The following is a 15,578-nucleotide window of genomic DNA, read 5'->3' as shown; positions in this document are numbered from 1 at the left end:
GCGCTAGTGGTTCAGGTTGAACCAGAACCTCTCTTTTACCCCGTCCTCGTTTGGAACATCGAAATAGTAGGGATCCGCGCGCCGCGGGCGCGGAGTGGCTATTTGCTGGATGCAGCTTTCGCCATCCCGATTGCTGTTGAAGTAGTGGCCCGAGGTCCCGCAGACATTGACCGTTTTGATGCACTGGTCGGGTTCGCCCCGCCAATTGTTGTCGCCGCCTGACGATGAGTAGCCGACAGTCGTTCCCGCGGGGCAATCCTCGTAGGTTTCGTGGCCCGGCTTACCGGAATTGGCCTGACGGCAAATCGGCCAGGAGAAGCCGGGCTTGGACATGAGGGTGATGAGTTTTCGCATGGGGGGAACGCAATAGGGGACGCCATGCCAGGATGGGTTTTTCGATGCTGCACACAGCAGAACCTGACATCCCCATTCGGCGTCCTGTGCTTTTGCTGGCACCGCCGAAAACGTGCCTATCAAGCCGGCGGCCAAGAACATGATCGCTTTCACCGTCCATCTCCTTTGAGTGACCTATTGGATCTGCACCCAGGTGCCGTCGATCTTTGCAAATGACAGAGTGCCGGGCTGCGTCGTACCCGCAAAGGAACCGCTTGTCGTTGTGATAATGCCGGTACAGGTGACACCGGGCGCGGTCTGACGGGGTTTGCATTCCGAGATGCGGATCGTGCGGCCCGATTTGGCGATCGCGGCACTCGCTTGCCTGTCGTCGGGAACATCAAACGTCAGCTGCCGTTGAAGCTCACTCTCAAGGCGCGCGACCTCCTGTTCAAGCTCCGCTATCCTGTCGGCGCGTTCAAACGCGTTGATCGTGTACCCGCCGGCAGATCCCACGACGAAAGCAATGCCGGCGGCGACAAGCGATCCGTAGTCGAGCTTCTTCATCGGCAACCTCAATATCCTTCGATCCCGAGGCGTTTCAGGATCGCGATCGGATTGGTTTCGCACTCCGATTTCCATTCGCGATGCTTGGCGCAGGCGTAGGCGTATTGGCTAAGGTCGGCCGAAGACAGGTCTGCAAGCCTGTTGCCAACCGCCTTCCATTGCTGCACGTCTGCCGAATCGCAACCAGCGCCGCCCGCACCGCAAAAGTCCGGATCGCGTTGTTCAATCTGCGTTTGGGTGGCGCCGTCCTGCGAGCTGGCGGCAACCGGAGAAACAGCCAGTAGAATGGCAATAATGGTCGAAGTTTCGAAAGGGCGTTTCATTTAACCTCCGTGCACCTGCGTGAACGACAGTGCTTTGTCGGGAGTGACGGGCAGGGGCAGAGGAAGCCCCTCTTCTGTGGCTGACGCGGGGCCATCGGACAGATCACCAGGCTCTGGCGATGCATTGTAGAGCCAGGGAGGAGACAGGTCAGGCGACGACCAGATGCCGAAACCAAGCCCTCTTGCCCTTCTTTCAATATCGAAATAGGCAGGGACCTGGGGTTCATTGCGATAGTTGAAGGCGTAGCCGATCCCTTCCGCGATTGCCGTCGCTGCCAGATTTGTCTCACCAACAAAACAATGCGCGATCAGGTTCTTGTTGCTGTCGCGACCTATAGGCGCGCAGTTGACGTCCTGGCCGAGGGTGCGAAGGATCATCCAGGCACGCGAGACCTGACCGACAGGCCATGTCACACCTTCGGTCGTTGCGTTCTGCGCCAGTCTGGGGGCTTCATATCCAGCCAGACGGATAAGCTGACGCGTTTTGACGAACTCGAATGTGGTGCCATCAATGATCTGAACCTTGCCGTATATCTGACGGGGAACGTCGGATGGGCGGGCTTGCGCCAGCGTCCCTGTCGGGATGAGGGCGAGGACAATCGTCGAGATGGTGGCAAGCTTCATCGCGACACTCCGGCTTGTTGCATCAGAACAGAGACGGGGTGCGGCATATCTGGATAGTCCCAAAGACCCGCGCGCGCGGCGCGGGCGCTTTCCTCAGCGACCCTATATCCGGGAACAATCACCTGACCGGTGCTGTCGACTGCGGCAAATCCCCATCCTTGCGCGATAACGTAGGTCGCAAGATCATATCGGTGCTCGCCTACCGTCGTCTGGCATGCGACCACGGCATTGTTCTGGTCAACCATCTGAATGGTGGCGCAGACCGGCTTTGTGTCCCTGACCAACGCCTGCATCATGATCAAATTGAGTTCACCGCAGTCGCGCGAGGTCCCGGGAGATACGGCAACGGTAGTCCCGCGCAGGCATGATTGTAGACCATAGAGCCGGTACCGTCGTCCGTTTGAGACCCAGCTATCGCCGGTCTCAAACTGCGCATGCGTCGGGAATGGTGTGAATGCGGAAGATGGCGGAAGCGCCGCGTCTTCCGTGGGAGGAGCGTCAGCTTGCGATGCCTGAACGGGAACGACCGGCAACCTGGAAGGCTGCATGTGTGTTAACTCGCCGCCGGTAAGCATCGGCATTACGACGAAGCCTGCGTAGAAGCCGGAGACTGCGATCGTGGAAATAAGCATCAAAGTTCCGATCCGCATCAGTGCATTGTCGGATTGGCGCGGTAACGCTCACCGTAAGGATGGAGGAAATGGGTGCTGGCCCAGATACCGGCTTTCGTTCCTCGCGCGCCTTGTTCCGCCCGAGCATATTCCGGGAAGATGGGCTGGCCAGTCCGATCACGGAAAGCAAACGCCACTCCTTTGCTGATCAGCACCTCAGAAAGTGATCGCACCGTGTCTCCGTCCATGAAAAAGCATTCCGCATATCGAACCGTCGGCTCGCCTGACGTCCGCCCGAGCTCATGACAAGGAATTGCAGGTCCGCCGACATCCTGTATCTCGCCGATGGTCGCCGTCATCGCGGCAAGCGAGATCATGGCACAGGTGGCTCTGACGCCAGCATATTCGAGTGGCTCGGTCGAAAGGCAGCCCTGTAGCCCCGCGAGTTTAATGATCGTTCCATCCGCCGCGAGAAACGCGCTGCCGCTCAACGCCGCTTTTGGGGTGACACTTTCAAGATCAAGTCGCGTTGTGATCGAGGACGTGTCGAATGGTGTTGGCGACGCGGGGATCAGGTCCCGCCCCTGTACATAGCCCTGCTGGTAGTAGTTGACGAACTCCCCAGCCGCATCCGCCCTGACTGTCCCGGGCAACGAGACCAGGGTACCCAAAAGGCTGTAAATGAGGTGGCGAGACGATCGCCATGCGCCATTCTTCATGTTCGCATCCGTCACCTGTTGACTTTTTTGAACATGCACGAAATTGTACTGTAGTGCAAGTATGGAAAAGTTTTGAAGATCGAGGTAAGCTTGATCAGAAGCTCAGTTCGCATGTGGAGACAAGAAGATGGCGATGTATCAAAGGGCGCTCATAGCCTTCACTCTTCCCTTCCTTGCTGCGTGGTTGCTGCCGGGGGAGGGATCCGATTTCAGAAGCGGCACGTGAGCAGGAGATGGTACGCTACAACGACGAGCTCATCGCAGCCAGACGCTGCGGACTACGATGAAGATGACGGGCGGATTGGCGTGTAAAATCCGAAACGATTTAGGGAAAACGATAACCTGGTTTGTGAGGACGGGCGGAGCATGCGAGTGGTTTCCTCAATCAACAAGACAACCGCAGCTCTACTGTTGGCGGCTTTCCTCATCGTGCCTCTCGAAAGCGGCTATGCGCTTCAGAGAAGGGCGGCCAGCGGCGAAGTCGGGGGGATCAATTATGTTGTCCCAGCGGACTATCGAGCAAGCGCCTCCAAGGGCGGTCTTTATGTCGAGGCTTCCCTACCGGATTGGGGACCTTGGCAATATACCCAGCCGGGTTGGGACGATCACCTGCAGATTTTGGTGACCGAGAGCCTAGGGGAATCGATATCGACAATGTGGGGCCGGCTGTACGACGGGACGCCACGCGTGCCAGCCAAACAATATGTCATTGTCTCAACTCACAGGATCGAACCGGACCTCACCGTTTTGACGATGGCATCCGGCGATGAAGTCTTTCTGCCCGATCAGGACAGGACCGTCCTACCAGAGGGGTTCTTGGTCTGCGGCCAGCCGAAGCCGGCGGTTTTTCCTCACGCGTCCTGCGCATACTACTTCAACGAGGGCGCTCAACGCTGGCAGGTCAGATTCGGCCGTCAGTTTGTCCGTGATTTTAAAGACATTCGAGCAAAGGCACAGAACTTCATCCATCAATTTGAGGAACGGTAATGGCTGTAAATCTGACGCAGGCGCAATTAGCAGAATTGTCTTCCATTGCTAACAGCGGCCAGAGTGGCGCACGCGTAGCCTATTATACGAAGCTCGCAGAATTCGGGATCGCTTACGGCTCTCTCGCCTTAGGTGTCGTTCTGGACGATCAGATTAGTGGCCGCGTTGCCAACTCATATTTCATGGCAGTAGCAGAAAGAGAGGGTGTCTCCGTCTCCTCGAGCCAGTGGGCTGCGATAGGGGATGCTTTGATGCATGCGGATATCACGGCCAGACTCGCGGCGCCGACGACTATCATAAACGGCGAAGAAGTGACCGCGGATTTGGGATATTTTGCCATTCGAGAGTACCATCAAGCGGTATTTTCGACCTTGGGAGGAACCGTTACAGCTGGCGACGGTGTGTCGATCAACGCTTGGACAGCCTATGCGCCGGTTGAGACGTTTGGACCAGGCACGTGGGATCAGATGCTTTCCGATGCGACTCTGTACCAGCACGGTTATGGGGCAGCGCTACTCGGCGACATGTGGTTCTATTCTATGTTCCAGGACGATACGCTTGCGAGCGAGTGGGCTTCCATCATGACTGAGCCTGTTTTCCAGTCTTTGCTGGCGACGGGATCACCAGCCGTCTTCCCCAACCAGATCGAGGATTCCTATCTCATCCTCGGTACACATTCCGCCGATCAACTTTCCATCAACGCGGCAATTCCGGCGGAAACGCAAGTGCTTCTGATGGGGCTGGGTGGTGCTGATACAATTACAGTCCAAGGACACGGCGACTATTTCGATGGAGGCGCGGATAACGACACATTTATTGTCACCGCTTTGGAGGGTGACTTCATGCATGGAAGCAGCGGCGAAGACGTGGCGGACTTCTCTCAATTGACTGAGGGAATTCAGGTCCAAGCGGAAACGGGTTCGACTGCCGTATTTTCGGGTTTTAATTTTGGTTCGCTTCGTTCGGTTGAGAGCATTGTCGGCACGAGCCAGGACGACAGTTTTGCGTTTTATGGCTCGCTTGCGGCGCAAGACATCGAAAGCATTGACGCCGGCGCGGGAACTGACACCGTCTATCTCAACGATGCTGTCGAGCAACTGCACGTGGACCTGGAAGACGGCCGTATTCTGGGCATCAGAGACATCACGGCGACTGGAATTGAGAACATCGTAGGTGGAGAGGGCAGTGATACCATTCTCGGTTCTGCCGTGGCAAACAATCTTCAAGGCGGTTTGGGTGATGACCAGATCGAAGGCCGAGACGGCAATGACAGTCTTTGGGGCCAATCCGGCGATGACGTGCTGATCGGCGGGCTCGGCGCCGATGACCTGTACGGAGGTGAAGGCAATGACACTCTGCAGGGTGACGAGGGAAATGACAATCTTTATGCCGACGCAGGAAACGATAATCTAGAAGGCGGCGACGGCAACGATGATCTGTCCGGAGACGAAGGCGACGACCACATTTGGGGCGATGCCGGCAGGGATTACTTGTTCGGAGGAGATGGGGACGACTTTTTGTTTGGAGGAGATGGGGACGACGTTCTGGATGGCGAAACGGGTTTCAATGTCGCAACAGGTGGCCTGGGCGCGGACCGATTCTATGTTTCCGGCGACGGCAACACCACCCTGATCACGGATTTTGAGCTCGGGATCGACCACCTTTCAAATGGGTCAAGCCGGATCTCTTATGCGGACAGCAGTGATGGTCTCCGCCTCGAATATGCTGATGGCGCCATCGCCCTTCTTGCAGAGATATCAACTGCTACTCCTGACTGGATGATCTACGTATGATCCGTAACCTGATCGGTGAAATAAGAAGGGTTATAGCTGGGCATGACGCTTCGCGGTGATAATGATAACGGGCGGAACGGCCGCACCAACGAGCTGGACGGCAAAGGCCACACTGACGAAATGCCTGACATATGTCTCCCGCAGCCCGATCATAAAGCGCGAGGGGACGAAGCAGTCGGTCGATGATCAACCTCAGGCCGGACGAGCCGAAGATGACATAGCGGCAATTTGTCAAGAACGGCGCAAGGGGCGAGGAAAGCCAATGCAAGAGGGCGCTGGTAGTGAAGCCAGAAGCTGCAATCGCGGAGATAAGCATCAAGGCTCCGATCTGCATCAGTGCATTTTCGAGCTGACGCTTTCATCCGGCCAGCACGGTTGCGAAAGGTGAATGCCGGTCCTTTGCTAATCAGCACTTGGGACACCGACTACACCGCATCTCCGTTCATAAAAAAGCACTCCGCATACCGGACCATGGAGCGACCGAGCTCCTCCACGCTCGTGGTAGGTGTTGCACGACCAGCGGAGTCCTGTGCGTCATGACCCACTCAGAAGTTAAGTGGACTCAGCTTGTCTCCAGCAGCAAGATCAGAGCACCAAAAAGGCCATAAATGAGGTGGCGAGACGATCGCCATGCGCCATTCTTCATGTTCGCATCCGTCACCTGTTGACTTTTTTGAACATGCACGAAATTGTACTGTAGTGCAAGTATGGAAAAGGTTTGAAAACTGAGGTAAGGTTGTTTTGACGTTCGATTGGTATGCGGGGACGATAGGATGGCGATGTATCGGAAAGCACTCACGGTCTTCACTCTTCCATTCCGTGCTGTTTGGTTGTTGATCCAGATTGCGTGTTTTTTGCTGGTGTCCGCGGCATGCATTCTGGTTGCCGCCTTCGTCGGCTACTGGATCGTCCTGACGGTTTCCTATGCTTTTCTGCCGCTTGAAGCGACCGGGAACATCTGGGCGTGGGCTTCTGATCTTTATGATCGATCGGCATGGTTCAAGGCGGCGACAATCGCCGCGTTCTTGCTGCTCATTCTGCCGATCCTTCGGTTTTGGCCGGGCGGAGATCCGATTGTCGAGGCGTTACGTGAGCGCGACATGAGGCGGTTTCAGGAGGGCGTGGTCGCAGCCCGACTGCAGGAAGAAGTAAGAGCAAAGCTTCGCGACCGATAAGAGAAAGCGTTTCCCTCGTGTCAGGTGGGGAGCGAAGGCAACTAGCCGAATCGGATGGATTTCGATCTTCCGCATCCGAACGTGTGGGCGGGATCGGTTGATCGTGACATCGGCTTCGGCTCAAAGGGTGAGAAATCCAATGACAGTCAAACCTCTCTCGCTCGCCATATCGACCTTCAAAGGCGGGGCCGGAAAGTCGACCCTGAATGTCAATCTTGCTGCGGAGTTCGCCCAGCAAGGTCACAGGACGCTTCTGATCGATTGCGACGAGCAGGAATCGTCGACGCGCTGGTTTAATGTTTCCATGAAGCGGGGGCTGTTACCGACCGACGGAACATTGTTACATTTGCGCGTAGCGCCGGGAGACAGATTCCGTGAGCGACTCGACAAGGCTCCGGAGGCAGATATCCGGATCTATGATGTCGGCGGTTATGTGCATCAACGTGCGATCGAGGTTTACCACGAGTGCGATGCAATCCTCATTCCGGTCATTCCTGAGCCGACGGCTGCAACATCGGCAATCAAAGTCGCTACAATTTTGACGGAGATAGGCCGGAAGCGGGATCGTGGGCCGATCCCCTACGCGGCGATCTGGAACTACGTGGACATGATTGCCCTCAAACATAATCGATCCCTTCCCGAGGTTCATGCCATCCTGGCGAGCGGCCGGATTCCGATGGTCGAGACAGTCATCCGCAAGAGCAACCATTTCAGCGATGTCGGGGCGGGTTATGGTTCCCTCTACTCCAAGCTTGCAGGTATTGTGGACAATCCCTCGTTGACGCCGTCGGCCAAACGGCGGGCGTCAGAAAGCGTGCTCGACACTATCGATCTGGTGAAGAGGATCAACAACGAGTTCATCGGACTTCTGCAGGCGGAGGCCGCCTAAACGATGTCGAGGGAAAGAACGCCTGCCGGAAACATTCTCGCCCTTGCCCGATCCCGTGAAGAGCAGGTGAAGGACGTGGAGGAGGCCGCGACATCGTATATGCCGACGAGCATCGACCTAGACACACTCATGCCCGAAGGTGATGCACCAGGAGAGGAAACAGCGTGTTCTGAGGCCGATGTGCCTAAGCCCCACAGGCAAGCCAAGCAAGAACGCAAGGAGCGGCCTGTGGCGCCGGCGCCCGCCAAGGCGGATGGCGTGTCCAGCAAACGAAAACGGATATCGCTCTATCTCGAAGACGACGTGTTGACGAAGATTTTCCGGGTTTCGTTGGAGAGCCATGAGCAACTGTCGTCGGCGACGCACAGGCTTATCCTGGAGGCGCTGAAGGCGAGGGGGCTGTAGATCGCATGCGACAGCCGCCCGTCATGTTTCGCCTACCGGATCACGTTTTGAGGAATGTCGACGCTCTCGCCGGGCGGCTCGACGTCTCCGTCAACATCGTCGCCAAGCTGATCGTCACCAGGGAGATCATGCACGTTCCCGCAATGCTCGAGGAACATGATCGGCAAATGGCGAACATGCATCAGTTTCTCCGCGAACTTGCCTGGCGCAATGAGGCATTTCTAGCGCAAGAGGTCGGACACGCCGAGGGCACCATATTGATTGCACAGAAGCTGGATGAGGTGATGGGGGCCATCGACGCCGTCCGCAATGCGGCCTTTGTTCGGCCGTCGTCTTACATTGTCGAGCTCATCAGGAAACACGATGAACGAGGCCTCCAGAAATCCCTCGAAGTCTAGAACTGAAGGTCGGCGACTGCCGAGCTATTTTGATTTGATCGACGACGATCTGCGCCGACGTGGCGGCGGCGGGGGAGGAAAACGATCACCAACCGGCCAGAGCAAGCGACCGTCGACTAAGCATGCCGGCGCGGCCTCGGCGATCAGCCGGGCCGCGGGCAACAATGCTGTGGTGGTCAAGATCCTTTCCTATGGTGCCGGTGCTGGTTCCGCCCGTAACGTGCTTGCCTACCAGAGCAAGGAAGAAAAGGCTCAGGATCAGGACGGTCGCGAAGTATCGGATCTGAACGAAGCGGTGCGTTCATGGGAAAGGGATTTCGGCAACCGAAAGGGAAGCAGCGACGTTCTGCGTCTGAGCTATGAGCTTGAGAAAACCGATCGGGAAGGCGTTGCCCGCGCGCTTGCTTCGCTCGCCGCCGACGGCTTTCATGAAGCTGGCGACACCAGCCGGACCTACGCTTTCAGTGTGAGCGATGGAGTGAACGGCCAGACAAGATTGCACTTCGCACTCGTTATTGCCCATGAAAAGAAGGACAGGTCGGATCGAAGTACCGGCAATCGCATTCCAGGAGAGCTCGATGTGGCGCATGCGATCGATGCACGCCTGGATCAAGCTTTCCGGAAAGAGAGGCTCACACCGATCTCGCGTTACCCGGCCGAGTTCTCGTCAGGCCCGAAAGGGCTATCGGCGACGCTGCACGCCATGCAGCGCAGGGGCGCGGAGGTAACGCTTTCGACGACGACGCATGTCGAGGAGCGTCCTGGCAGGAGCGGACGTTACCTCCACGGCGCTGAGCGGCGCGAAATCACCACTGCGGATCACAAGCAGCTGACAGCGCACGGGAAGATCGTGGGCGCCCTCATGCAAACCCGTCAGCCGCGTGATTTCATGCACCTGCTGTTGTCAGGACCGGCCAATGTCGATCGCGAAAAGCTGATTGATGCTGGCCGTGATTTCCTGAGAGAGCAATTTTCAGGGCACCGCTATGCCTATGCAGTCCACAATCGCAACGATCTCGACAAGCATCCACACATCCATGTGATCGTCGCGCTGCGGAATTCGACCGGCAAGATGCTCAATCCGAACATCCGCGATTTTACCGAATGGCGTCTCCGCTTCGCTGACAAGGCGCGGGAACGTGGCATCCCGATCGATCGTCAAAAGCGTCTCGAGCGGGCCGGCCCGCCTCCGGTGAAGCGCTGGGAATGGGAGATGTTCCGGCGGATGGGAGCCACGGCCCCGAGCAACGTCGTCGACAAAGTCCTGGCGAAGATTCGAGATACACCGACTTCTCCCAGATTGCAGGATGCTCAAAAGCGGCTCGATCAGAGCCGGCGCTCAGTCGGGCTCATTCTGAAGATGCTGGACGGGATAGCAAAGGACCGATCCGCTCCAAGCACGGCGCGCGAACTTAGCCAGGACCTGTCTATAGGGCTCCAACGTGAATACCGGCGGCTTGAGACAGCTGTCCGTGCCGGTCGTGACCTAACAAACGAGAAAGGAGAAGAGCACATGCTGAGATCCACACCAATCAGCGCTGCCCAGGCGAAGGCTGCTAAGGAGACAATGGCGAACACGGCGGTGAGTCTGGCCACGAAGATCGCCAACCCCTCCGATCGACTGATCTTCGAACAGGCGACGAAGATCATTGGGAAGGTCGTTGGGCTCCAGCTCGACTCACGTGTGGCCAAAAACCGCGATCGCGGTGGAGTCGGCAAAGATAAAAGCATGCTGGATAGTTTGGCGACGAAGTCGGCGGCCGGTCGAGATCACGTTGTAGAGCAAGGTGTCGTAAACAAGAGCTCGAACAACCGTGCGATCGATCAAACGCGCATTGCCCGGTCCAACGCCGAGCACGACAGGCCGGAAGCCGATCGCGATCGTGAGAAGACCCAACAACGCACGCGCGAAGCGCAGAAATCGATCAAGCTTCGCCCGCCCCATGAAAGGGATCGAGATCGCAGCCGCTGAAACCACATCCGTCAGCCAAACTGCTCTTGAGCAGCTTCACCGGAGATGCCTTACTGCCAATATTCTTTCAATCTCGGCAATAAGGTCATGGGCGTGGATAGTTTCGCTCGTAGAAGAAGATTGTCGGTCTGTTCCTTTTGATCCGGAGAAAATGGTATCGCTCTGCTCGTCAGAATACTGAATACCTGAGGGGTTCGTTTTGGATATGACAAGCTGACTTTCGCTGGTGCCGTTGACAAATATGGTCTCCTTGTGATCGACACCATACCACTCAATGGCCCGTAGGATCATTCCGGGGATCAACCCGGCCATGTCTCTACTTCGTCGCTTCGCTTCAGCCCTCACCGACTTTTCGATTGGTTGCGGATGAATACCCCATGCCATCCAGAAATCCGGCAAAGCGCCACGTATCCGCAACAACTCGTCGAGCCGAAGTGTTAAAGCCGCGAATTCTGATTTACCGTGGGAGCCGTAATTCATTCCTCTTCCGTCCGAAACAAATCCAAACCGAACGCTCATCCGCCGCAGCTGCTGCAGCGTTTGAACAAACTCGTTGCTGATGTCTCCAAGCCTGATATCTCGGTGCGGAATGTTGCGCCGCAACAGCGTCCCATCTCGTTCGAAAATGACGAGGCCCTTGGAGCCGATTCTTCGGAATGTGCTGCCATTGTTATTCATTAGCAGATGCTCAAAGCTGTAGGCCAAGCTTTGCCATGTTAACGTCTTAATACGTTGTACTGGCCGCTTCAGCCTAGTTTGGTTGCCGCAGTCTAGGGTTCAAGTAGTAATGAGGGCTGACGTGCCAACCTTACGCTCGGAAAATGAGCGGCCTGCATACAGAGGTCCGGAAACCTGCAAGTTCAATCGCATTCGGGCGCGGACGCGCTGCGAAACCTCAAAGGCTCCGCAGCATACCGGAAACCTGCCGTAGCCATCAGCTCGACCGAGCTCATCGAACTCTGCCCCAGAACGTTCGTAGTACCTTCGCATGTACGGTTCATAGTTCGAGATGAGAGTATCAATGCCGTTGTCGAGGGCCACTTCACACAGCGCAAGGAGGAGCAGGCAAAAAGCGCGATCTGGACGCATGTGGGGAAATTTGCACGCAATCGCCTCCTCGTCGACGCACATGCGGGTTCCTTCCCAGATGCCTGGGGCAGCGAGGTCGCAGGCTTCGGGGAATGTTTTGCGAAAGACGTCATATAAGAGTGTGGGGCCTGTAGTCGGCATGAGCCGGATCGATCCGTAGAGCTTCTCCAGGCCGTCATCGCACCAAATTAGATAGGCCGGGTGAAGATCGTCGTAGCGATCCCGTTCATAGGCGCCAGACACTGATACATTCCAGCCGAGGTGGTCAGCAAAGACCTTCTTTCTAAGCCGGAACGATTGATCGAGCAGGTTGATATGTTTGCGGTATTCGTGAGCCTGAACAAGAAGATACATGTTTGCCTCCATCGTTTGATCAATCGAAGCATGCTGCCTTTCCCACGCGTAATAAATCTCCGGAAAAGGGTCCCCCTAATTCGGGGTATTGCCATAGGGATTGATCAGGCGAAGCTGAATTGCAAGCGCGGTGGCTGAGGTTGTGGTTGCCGCTCCGAGCTTGTGGCGGGCACTCGTCAAGTAGGCTTGTGTCGTATGTTCGGAGAGCCCCAGGATTTCGGCAATCTCGTTGCTGTGCATGCCGAGCGCACTCCAATGGAGGCATTCGATTTCACGATTACTGAGCTGGGGGACGGGATCGTGCTCGCCATGCAGTTCGAAGACCGCTTTCCTATGGATAACGAAACCAAGATCCAGCCACTCTTGGCGAAACCGATTAACAATTTTGCTCCATTCGTCTCCCGGCCTCCTGGAGTTCACGGAGAAAAGCGCGCGCCGCTTCTTGTCAACAATGGGGATTGAGTAACCGTTGGCGCCGATACCATGTTTCTCGGCATCGATAAGGAAGTCATGAGCCGAGGAGGGTATTTCAACTTCACGCCAGTCAAAAGCGATTTGCCGGATAAGACCGTCGCGCAGAATGGGGTCAACCTTAACATATCCGCAGAGGAGGTATCGGGACACCCACGCGGCTCCATACGTCGTCTGAACATAGGGAGTGTCGACCACATCTGCGACGGTCAGTGCCAGATGATACGTCACGAAATCGAGATTGTAGGCTTGTTGAAAGATCAGGAGGGCGTCTGAAACGGCAGGAGCAGCATGGATATCCGTAAGTAATTTCTCCAGCCATTCGGGCTCTTCAAATTTCATAAATTGCTCCTCTTCAGAGGCAAAATGCTGCCGAGAGAAAATTCTTTCTCTTTTTGGTGAGAGCTATGGTCTGCATTTTGCTTAATACCGATGTCTTTTGGTGTGGTCGAAGATTGAGGGTGGAGAAAATGTGGCGTCGCGCTTCTGACGGTTGCCTGATTCCGAGCAGTTTTCTCTCTTTGTGGTGTCAATTTAAACTTAGTTGCTAAAATAGGCGCTCAGAATGACCTGCAATAGCTTTGCAGGGGTGCTCATGTAAAAACACAACTAAGCATATACACGATCTCCAATGAAAGCTTTCACACTCAATCGAAGATCATCGCTCAATGCTCGTATCATCATTCATCACCTTGCAATCGATTCATCGACCACAGGATTACCTTTAGATAGCAACGACACACTGGAGAGCTTACTGATGCTCATTGCAGAGCCTCGAAGCACATTGCAACGCCCATACCACCGCCGATGCATAAGGTCGCAAGTCCTTTTCTGGCATTGCGGCGCTTCATCTCGAACAGCAGCGTGTTGAGAATGCGCGCGCCGGACGCCCCGATAGGATGGCCGACGGCAATCGCCCCTCCGTTGACGTTGACGATGGCGGGATCCCAGCCGAGGTCGCGGTTGACGGCCAAGGCCTGCGCAGCGAAGGCTTCGTTGGCTTCGACCAGATCGAGATCGCCGACCGACCAACCGGCCTTCTCCAGCGCCTTTTGCGAGGCTGGGATCGGTCCCGTGCCCATGATCTGCGGATCGACGCCCGCTGTCGCCCAGGAGACAATACGCCCCAGCGGCTGTATGCCGCGACGCGAAGCCTCTGCTTCAGTCATCAGAAGGGCCGCAGCCGCTCCGTCGTTGAGCCCAGACGCGTTAGCTGCTGTCACCGTACCCTCCTTGTCGAAGGCGGGGCGGAGCTTTGCCATTGCCTCCATGGTGGCGCCGTGGCGGATGTATTCGTCAGCATCGACGGTAAGGTCATCTTTGCGGCCCCGGATGACGTAGGCAATGATTTCGTTGGCGAAGCGCCCGGCCTTTTGCGCCGCTTCCGCCTTGTTTTGCGAAGCCACGGCAAACAAATCCTGATCGTCTCGCGAAAGATGCCACTGACGCGCGATGTTTTCAGCCGTAACCCCCATGTGGTAGCCGTAGAAGGCGTCGGTCAACCCGTCTTTGATCATCGTGTCGATCATCTTCATGTCGCCCATCTTGGTGCCGCCGCGCATCTGCGCGGCATGCGGCGCCATTGACATCGACTCCTGGCCTCCGGCGACGACGATCTTTGCGTCGCCAAGCGCAATCTGCTGCATGCCGAGCGCCACCGCGCGCAGCCCGGATCCGCAGAGCTGGTTGATACCCAATGCAGTTGCCTCCTTAGGCACACCGGCATTTAGCGCCGCTTGTCGAGCCGGGTTCTGCCCCGCGCCTGCTGGTAGCACCTGACCGAGTATGACCTCATCGACCTCGGCGGCATCCACGTTCGCCCGTTCCAGCACGCCCTTGACGACTGCTGCCCCAAGCTCGTGTGCAGCAACGGTGGCGAAGACGCCATTGAACGAGCCCACCGCTGTGCGGCCGGCGCTGGCTATAACGATGGAAGGCTTAGACATGTGCGCTGGCACCTTGAGTGAGTTTCACAGTGAATGGAGCTTCTGTCTTGGACCTTACTTCATCAACAGAAACATTTTCCGCCAATTCGATGAGGGTCAATCTGGGCTCTCCGTGGCGTGCAACATTGAATACACCGAGATCAGTGATGACCATGTCAGTGACCCGCCGTCCGGTCAGCGGGAGGGAGCACTCCTTGAGCAATTTGGGTTCGCCCTTCGCGATATGTTCCATGACGACGACGACCCTTTTCACGCCAGCCACAAGGTCCATCGCACCGCCCATGCCCTTTACCATTTTACCGGGAACCATCCAGTTGGCGAGATCCCCGCTCAACGAAACTTGCATCGCACCCAAAATCGACAGATCAATATGCCCCCCGCGGATCATCGCAAAGCTATCCGCTGACGAGAAGAAACTGGTTTTCGGTAATTGTGTGATCGTCTGCTTGCCCGCGTTGATCAAGTCAGCATCTTCTTCACCATCGAACGGGAAGGGACCCATTCCCAGCATGCCGTTTTCGCTTTGAAGCGTGACCTCGATGTTTTTGGGAATGTAATTGGCGACAAGGGTCGGAATACCGATGCCAAGATTGACGTAGAAACCGTCTTCCAACTCACGTGCGGCGCGCGCGGCCATCTGTTCTCGTGTCCAAGCCATTCAGACGACCTCTTTCGTTTGTGTTCTAACGGTCCTTTGTTCGATTCGCTTTGTGCTGTCAGTGACGACGACCATTCTCTTGACGAAGATCCCCGGCGTGTGGATTGCGTCAGGGTCGAGATCACCAGCAGGCACAAGGTTCTCGACTTCAGCAACCGTTACGCGCGCGGCGGTCGCCATGATCGGATTGAAATTCCGCGCCGTCTTGCGGTAGATCAGATTTCCTTCCGTATCGCCCTTCCACGCATGGATCAGCGCAAGATC

The 15,578-nt window shown here is 56.4% G+C and carries 19 protein-coding genes; 7 read left to right on the top strand and 12 right to left on the bottom strand.

Features of this window, described 5'->3' with window-relative positions; all coding sequences use genetic code 11:
- Positions 1 to 3: 3 nt before the first annotated feature.
- From FG152_RS16910 to FG152_RS16885, 6 genes are read right to left on the bottom strand one after another with little or no spacing between them, the layout of a single operon-like run.
- Complete coding sequence (locus tag FG152_RS16910) at positions 4 to 495, bottom strand: hypothetical protein (protein WP_498987838.1); 492 nt, start codon at positions 493 to 495, stop codon at positions 4 to 6.
- Positions 496 to 528: 33 nt separating this feature from the next.
- Positions 529 to 900 carry a hypothetical protein gene (locus FG152_RS16905; protein ID WP_498987260.1) on the bottom strand — a complete coding sequence of 124 codons (372 nt, stop codon included), beginning with the start codon at positions 898 to 900 and terminating at the stop codon, positions 529 to 531.
- Positions 901 to 908: 8 nt separating this feature from the next.
- Positions 909 to 1,223 carry a hypothetical protein gene (locus FG152_RS16900; protein WP_498987258.1) on the bottom strand — a complete coding sequence of 105 codons (315 nt, stop codon included), beginning with the start codon at positions 1,221 to 1,223 and terminating at the stop codon, positions 909 to 911.
- On the bottom strand, positions 1,224 to 1,847 hold the full coding sequence (locus FG152_RS16895) for a thermonuclease family protein (protein ID WP_498987256.1): 624 nt from the start codon (positions 1,845 to 1,847) through the stop codon (positions 1,224 to 1,226).
- Entirely contained in the window at positions 1,844 to 2,479 is a 636-nt protein-coding gene (locus FG152_RS16890) for a thermonuclease family protein (RefSeq protein WP_498987253.1), read from the bottom strand. The genes FG152_RS16895 and FG152_RS16890 overlap by 4 nt, the downstream gene beginning before the upstream one ends.
- A 17-nt stretch (positions 2,480 to 2,496) precedes the next feature.
- Positions 2,497 to 3,177 carry a thermonuclease family protein gene (locus tag FG152_RS16885; RefSeq protein ID WP_498987250.1) on the bottom strand — a complete coding sequence of 227 codons (681 nt, stop codon included), beginning with the start codon at positions 3,175 to 3,177 and terminating at the stop codon, positions 2,497 to 2,499.
- A gap of 366 nt (positions 3,178 to 3,543) precedes the next feature.
- Here FG152_RS16885 and FG152_RS16880 point away from each other — a divergent pair, with 366 nt between their 5' ends.
- The 7 genes from FG152_RS16880 (at position 3,544) to FG152_RS16850 (ending at position 10,796) form a co-directional block, all read left to right on the top strand.
- Positions 3,544 to 4,164 (top strand): hypothetical protein, encoded by a 621-nt coding sequence (locus FG152_RS16880; RefSeq protein WP_498987248.1) that lies wholly within the window; start codon positions 3,544 to 3,546, stop codon positions 4,162 to 4,164.
- Positions 4,164 to 5,957, top strand: a complete 1,794-nt coding sequence (locus FG152_RS16875; RefSeq protein WP_498987245.1) for a calcium-binding protein — start codon at positions 4,164 to 4,166, stop codon at positions 5,955 to 5,957. Before FG152_RS16880 ends, FG152_RS16875 begins: the two co-directional genes overlap by 1 nt.
- Before the next feature lie 860 nt (positions 5,958 to 6,817).
- The gene (locus FG152_RS16870; RefSeq protein ID WP_498987243.1) at positions 6,818 to 7,132 is read left to right on the top strand and encodes a hypothetical protein; all 315 of its coding nucleotides are present in this window, start codon (positions 6,818 to 6,820) and stop codon (positions 7,130 to 7,132) included.
- 139 nt (positions 7,133 to 7,271) lie between these two features.
- Positions 7,272 to 8,021, top strand: a complete 750-nt coding sequence (locus FG152_RS16865; protein ID WP_498987241.1) for a ParA family protein — start codon at positions 7,272 to 7,274, stop codon at positions 8,019 to 8,021.
- 3 nt (positions 8,022 to 8,024) lie between these two features.
- On the top strand, positions 8,025 to 8,426 hold the full coding sequence (locus FG152_RS16860; RefSeq protein ID WP_498987239.1) for a hypothetical protein: 402 nt from the start codon (positions 8,025 to 8,027) through the stop codon (positions 8,424 to 8,426).
- Between the two features lie 5 nt (positions 8,427 to 8,431).
- Complete coding sequence (locus tag FG152_RS16855) at positions 8,432 to 8,824, top strand: hypothetical protein (protein ID WP_498987237.1); 393 nt, start codon at positions 8,432 to 8,434, stop codon at positions 8,822 to 8,824.
- Positions 8,790 to 10,796 (top strand): relaxase/mobilization nuclease domain-containing protein, encoded by a 2,007-nt coding sequence (locus tag FG152_RS16850; protein ID WP_498987234.1) that lies wholly within the window; start codon positions 8,790 to 8,792, stop codon positions 10,794 to 10,796. The genes FG152_RS16855 and FG152_RS16850 overlap by 35 nt, the downstream gene beginning before the upstream one ends.
- Before the next feature lie 36 nt (positions 10,797 to 10,832).
- On the opposite strand, the gene FG152_RS16845 is transcribed toward FG152_RS16850, so the two are convergent.
- The 6 genes from FG152_RS16845 to FG152_RS16820 form a co-directional block, all read right to left on the bottom strand.
- Positions 10,833 to 11,474 carry a hypothetical protein gene (locus FG152_RS16845; RefSeq protein ID WP_498987232.1) on the bottom strand — a complete coding sequence of 214 codons (642 nt, stop codon included), beginning with the start codon at positions 11,472 to 11,474 and terminating at the stop codon, positions 10,833 to 10,835.
- Positions 11,475 to 11,573: 99 nt separating this feature from the next.
- On the bottom strand, positions 11,574 to 12,239 hold the full coding sequence (locus tag FG152_RS16840; RefSeq protein WP_498987229.1) for an acyl-homoserine-lactone synthase: 666 nt from the start codon (positions 12,237 to 12,239) through the stop codon (positions 11,574 to 11,576).
- 75 nt (positions 12,240 to 12,314) lie between these two features.
- Positions 12,315 to 13,052: a LuxR family transcriptional regulator gene (locus FG152_RS16835; protein ID WP_498987226.1), complete on the bottom strand. Its 738-nt coding sequence runs from the start codon at positions 13,050 to 13,052 to the stop codon at positions 12,315 to 12,317.
- Positions 13,053 to 13,471: 419 nt separating this feature from the next.
- Positions 13,472 to 14,656, bottom strand: coding sequence for an acetyl-CoA C-acetyltransferase (locus FG152_RS16830; RefSeq protein ID WP_498987225.1), 1,185 nt, complete (start codon positions 14,654 to 14,656; stop codon positions 13,472 to 13,474).
- Positions 14,649 to 15,314 (bottom strand): 3-oxoacid CoA-transferase subunit B, encoded by a 666-nt coding sequence (locus tag FG152_RS16825; RefSeq protein ID WP_498987223.1) that lies wholly within the window; start codon positions 15,312 to 15,314, stop codon positions 14,649 to 14,651. The genes FG152_RS16830 and FG152_RS16825 overlap by 8 nt, the downstream gene beginning before the upstream one ends.
- Positions 15,315 to 15,578 (bottom strand): CoA transferase subunit A (locus FG152_RS16820; protein WP_498987220.1); only part of this gene is annotated, 264 nt, incomplete at its 5' end.

This window comes from Ochrobactrum sp. XJ1 (assembly GCF_024701725.1).
GTDB lineage: Bacteria > Pseudomonadota > Alphaproteobacteria > Rhizobiales > Rhizobiaceae > Brucella > Brucella anthropi.
The sequence above is the reverse complement of the archived record's forward strand: the minus strand, read 5'-3'. Positions and strand labels throughout refer to the sequence as shown.

Coding starts and splice junctions, on each gene's coding strand:
- FG152_RS16910 (WP_498987838.1), bottom strand. CDS start 495: ATGTTCTTGGCCGCCGGCTTGATAGGCACGTTTTCGGCGGTGCCAGCA.
- FG152_RS16905 (WP_498987260.1), bottom strand. CDS start 900: ATGAAGAAGCTCGACTACGGATCGCTTGTCGCCGCCGGCATTGCTTTC.
- FG152_RS16900 (WP_498987258.1), bottom strand. CDS start 1,223: ATGAAACGCCCTTTCGAAACTTCGACCATTATTGCCATTCTACTGGCT.
- FG152_RS16895 (WP_498987256.1), bottom strand. CDS start 1,847: ATGAAGCTTGCCACCATCTCGACGATTGTCCTCGCCCTCATCCCGACA.
- FG152_RS16890 (WP_498987253.1), bottom strand. CDS start 2,479: ATGCTTATTTCCACGATCGCAGTCTCCGGCTTCTACGCAGGCTTCGTC.
- FG152_RS16885 (WP_498987250.1), bottom strand. CDS start 3,177: ATGAAGAATGGCGCATGGCGATCGTCTCGCCACCTCATTTACAGCCTT.
- FG152_RS16880 (WP_498987248.1), top strand. CDS start 3,544: ATGCGAGTGGTTTCCTCAATCAACAAGACAACCGCAGCTCTACTGTTG.
- FG152_RS16875 (WP_498987245.1), top strand. CDS start 4,164: ATGGCTGTAAATCTGACGCAGGCGCAATTAGCAGAATTGTCTTCCATT.
- FG152_RS16865 (WP_498987241.1), top strand. CDS start 7,272: ATGACAGTCAAACCTCTCTCGCTCGCCATATCGACCTTCAAAGGCGGG.
- FG152_RS16860 (WP_498987239.1), top strand. CDS start 8,025: ATGTCGAGGGAAAGAACGCCTGCCGGAAACATTCTCGCCCTTGCCCGA.
- FG152_RS16855 (WP_498987237.1), top strand. CDS start 8,432: ATGCGACAGCCGCCCGTCATGTTTCGCCTACCGGATCACGTTTTGAGG.
- FG152_RS16850 (WP_498987234.1), top strand. CDS start 8,790: ATGAACGAGGCCTCCAGAAATCCCTCGAAGTCTAGAACTGAAGGTCGG.
- FG152_RS16845 (WP_498987232.1), bottom strand. CDS start 11,474: ATGAATAACAATGGCAGCACATTCCGAAGAATCGGCTCCAAGGGCCTC.
- FG152_RS16840 (WP_498987229.1), bottom strand. CDS start 12,239: ATGTATCTTCTTGTTCAGGCTCACGAATACCGCAAACATATCAACCTG.
- FG152_RS16835 (WP_498987226.1), bottom strand. CDS start 13,052: ATGAAATTTGAAGAGCCCGAATGGCTGGAGAAATTACTTACGGATATC.
- FG152_RS16830 (WP_498987225.1), bottom strand. CDS start 14,656: ATGTCTAAGCCTTCCATCGTTATAGCCAGCGCCGGCCGCACAGCGGTG.
- FG152_RS16825 (WP_498987223.1), bottom strand. CDS start 15,314: ATGGCTTGGACACGAGAACAGATGGCCGCGCGCGCCGCACGTGAGTTG.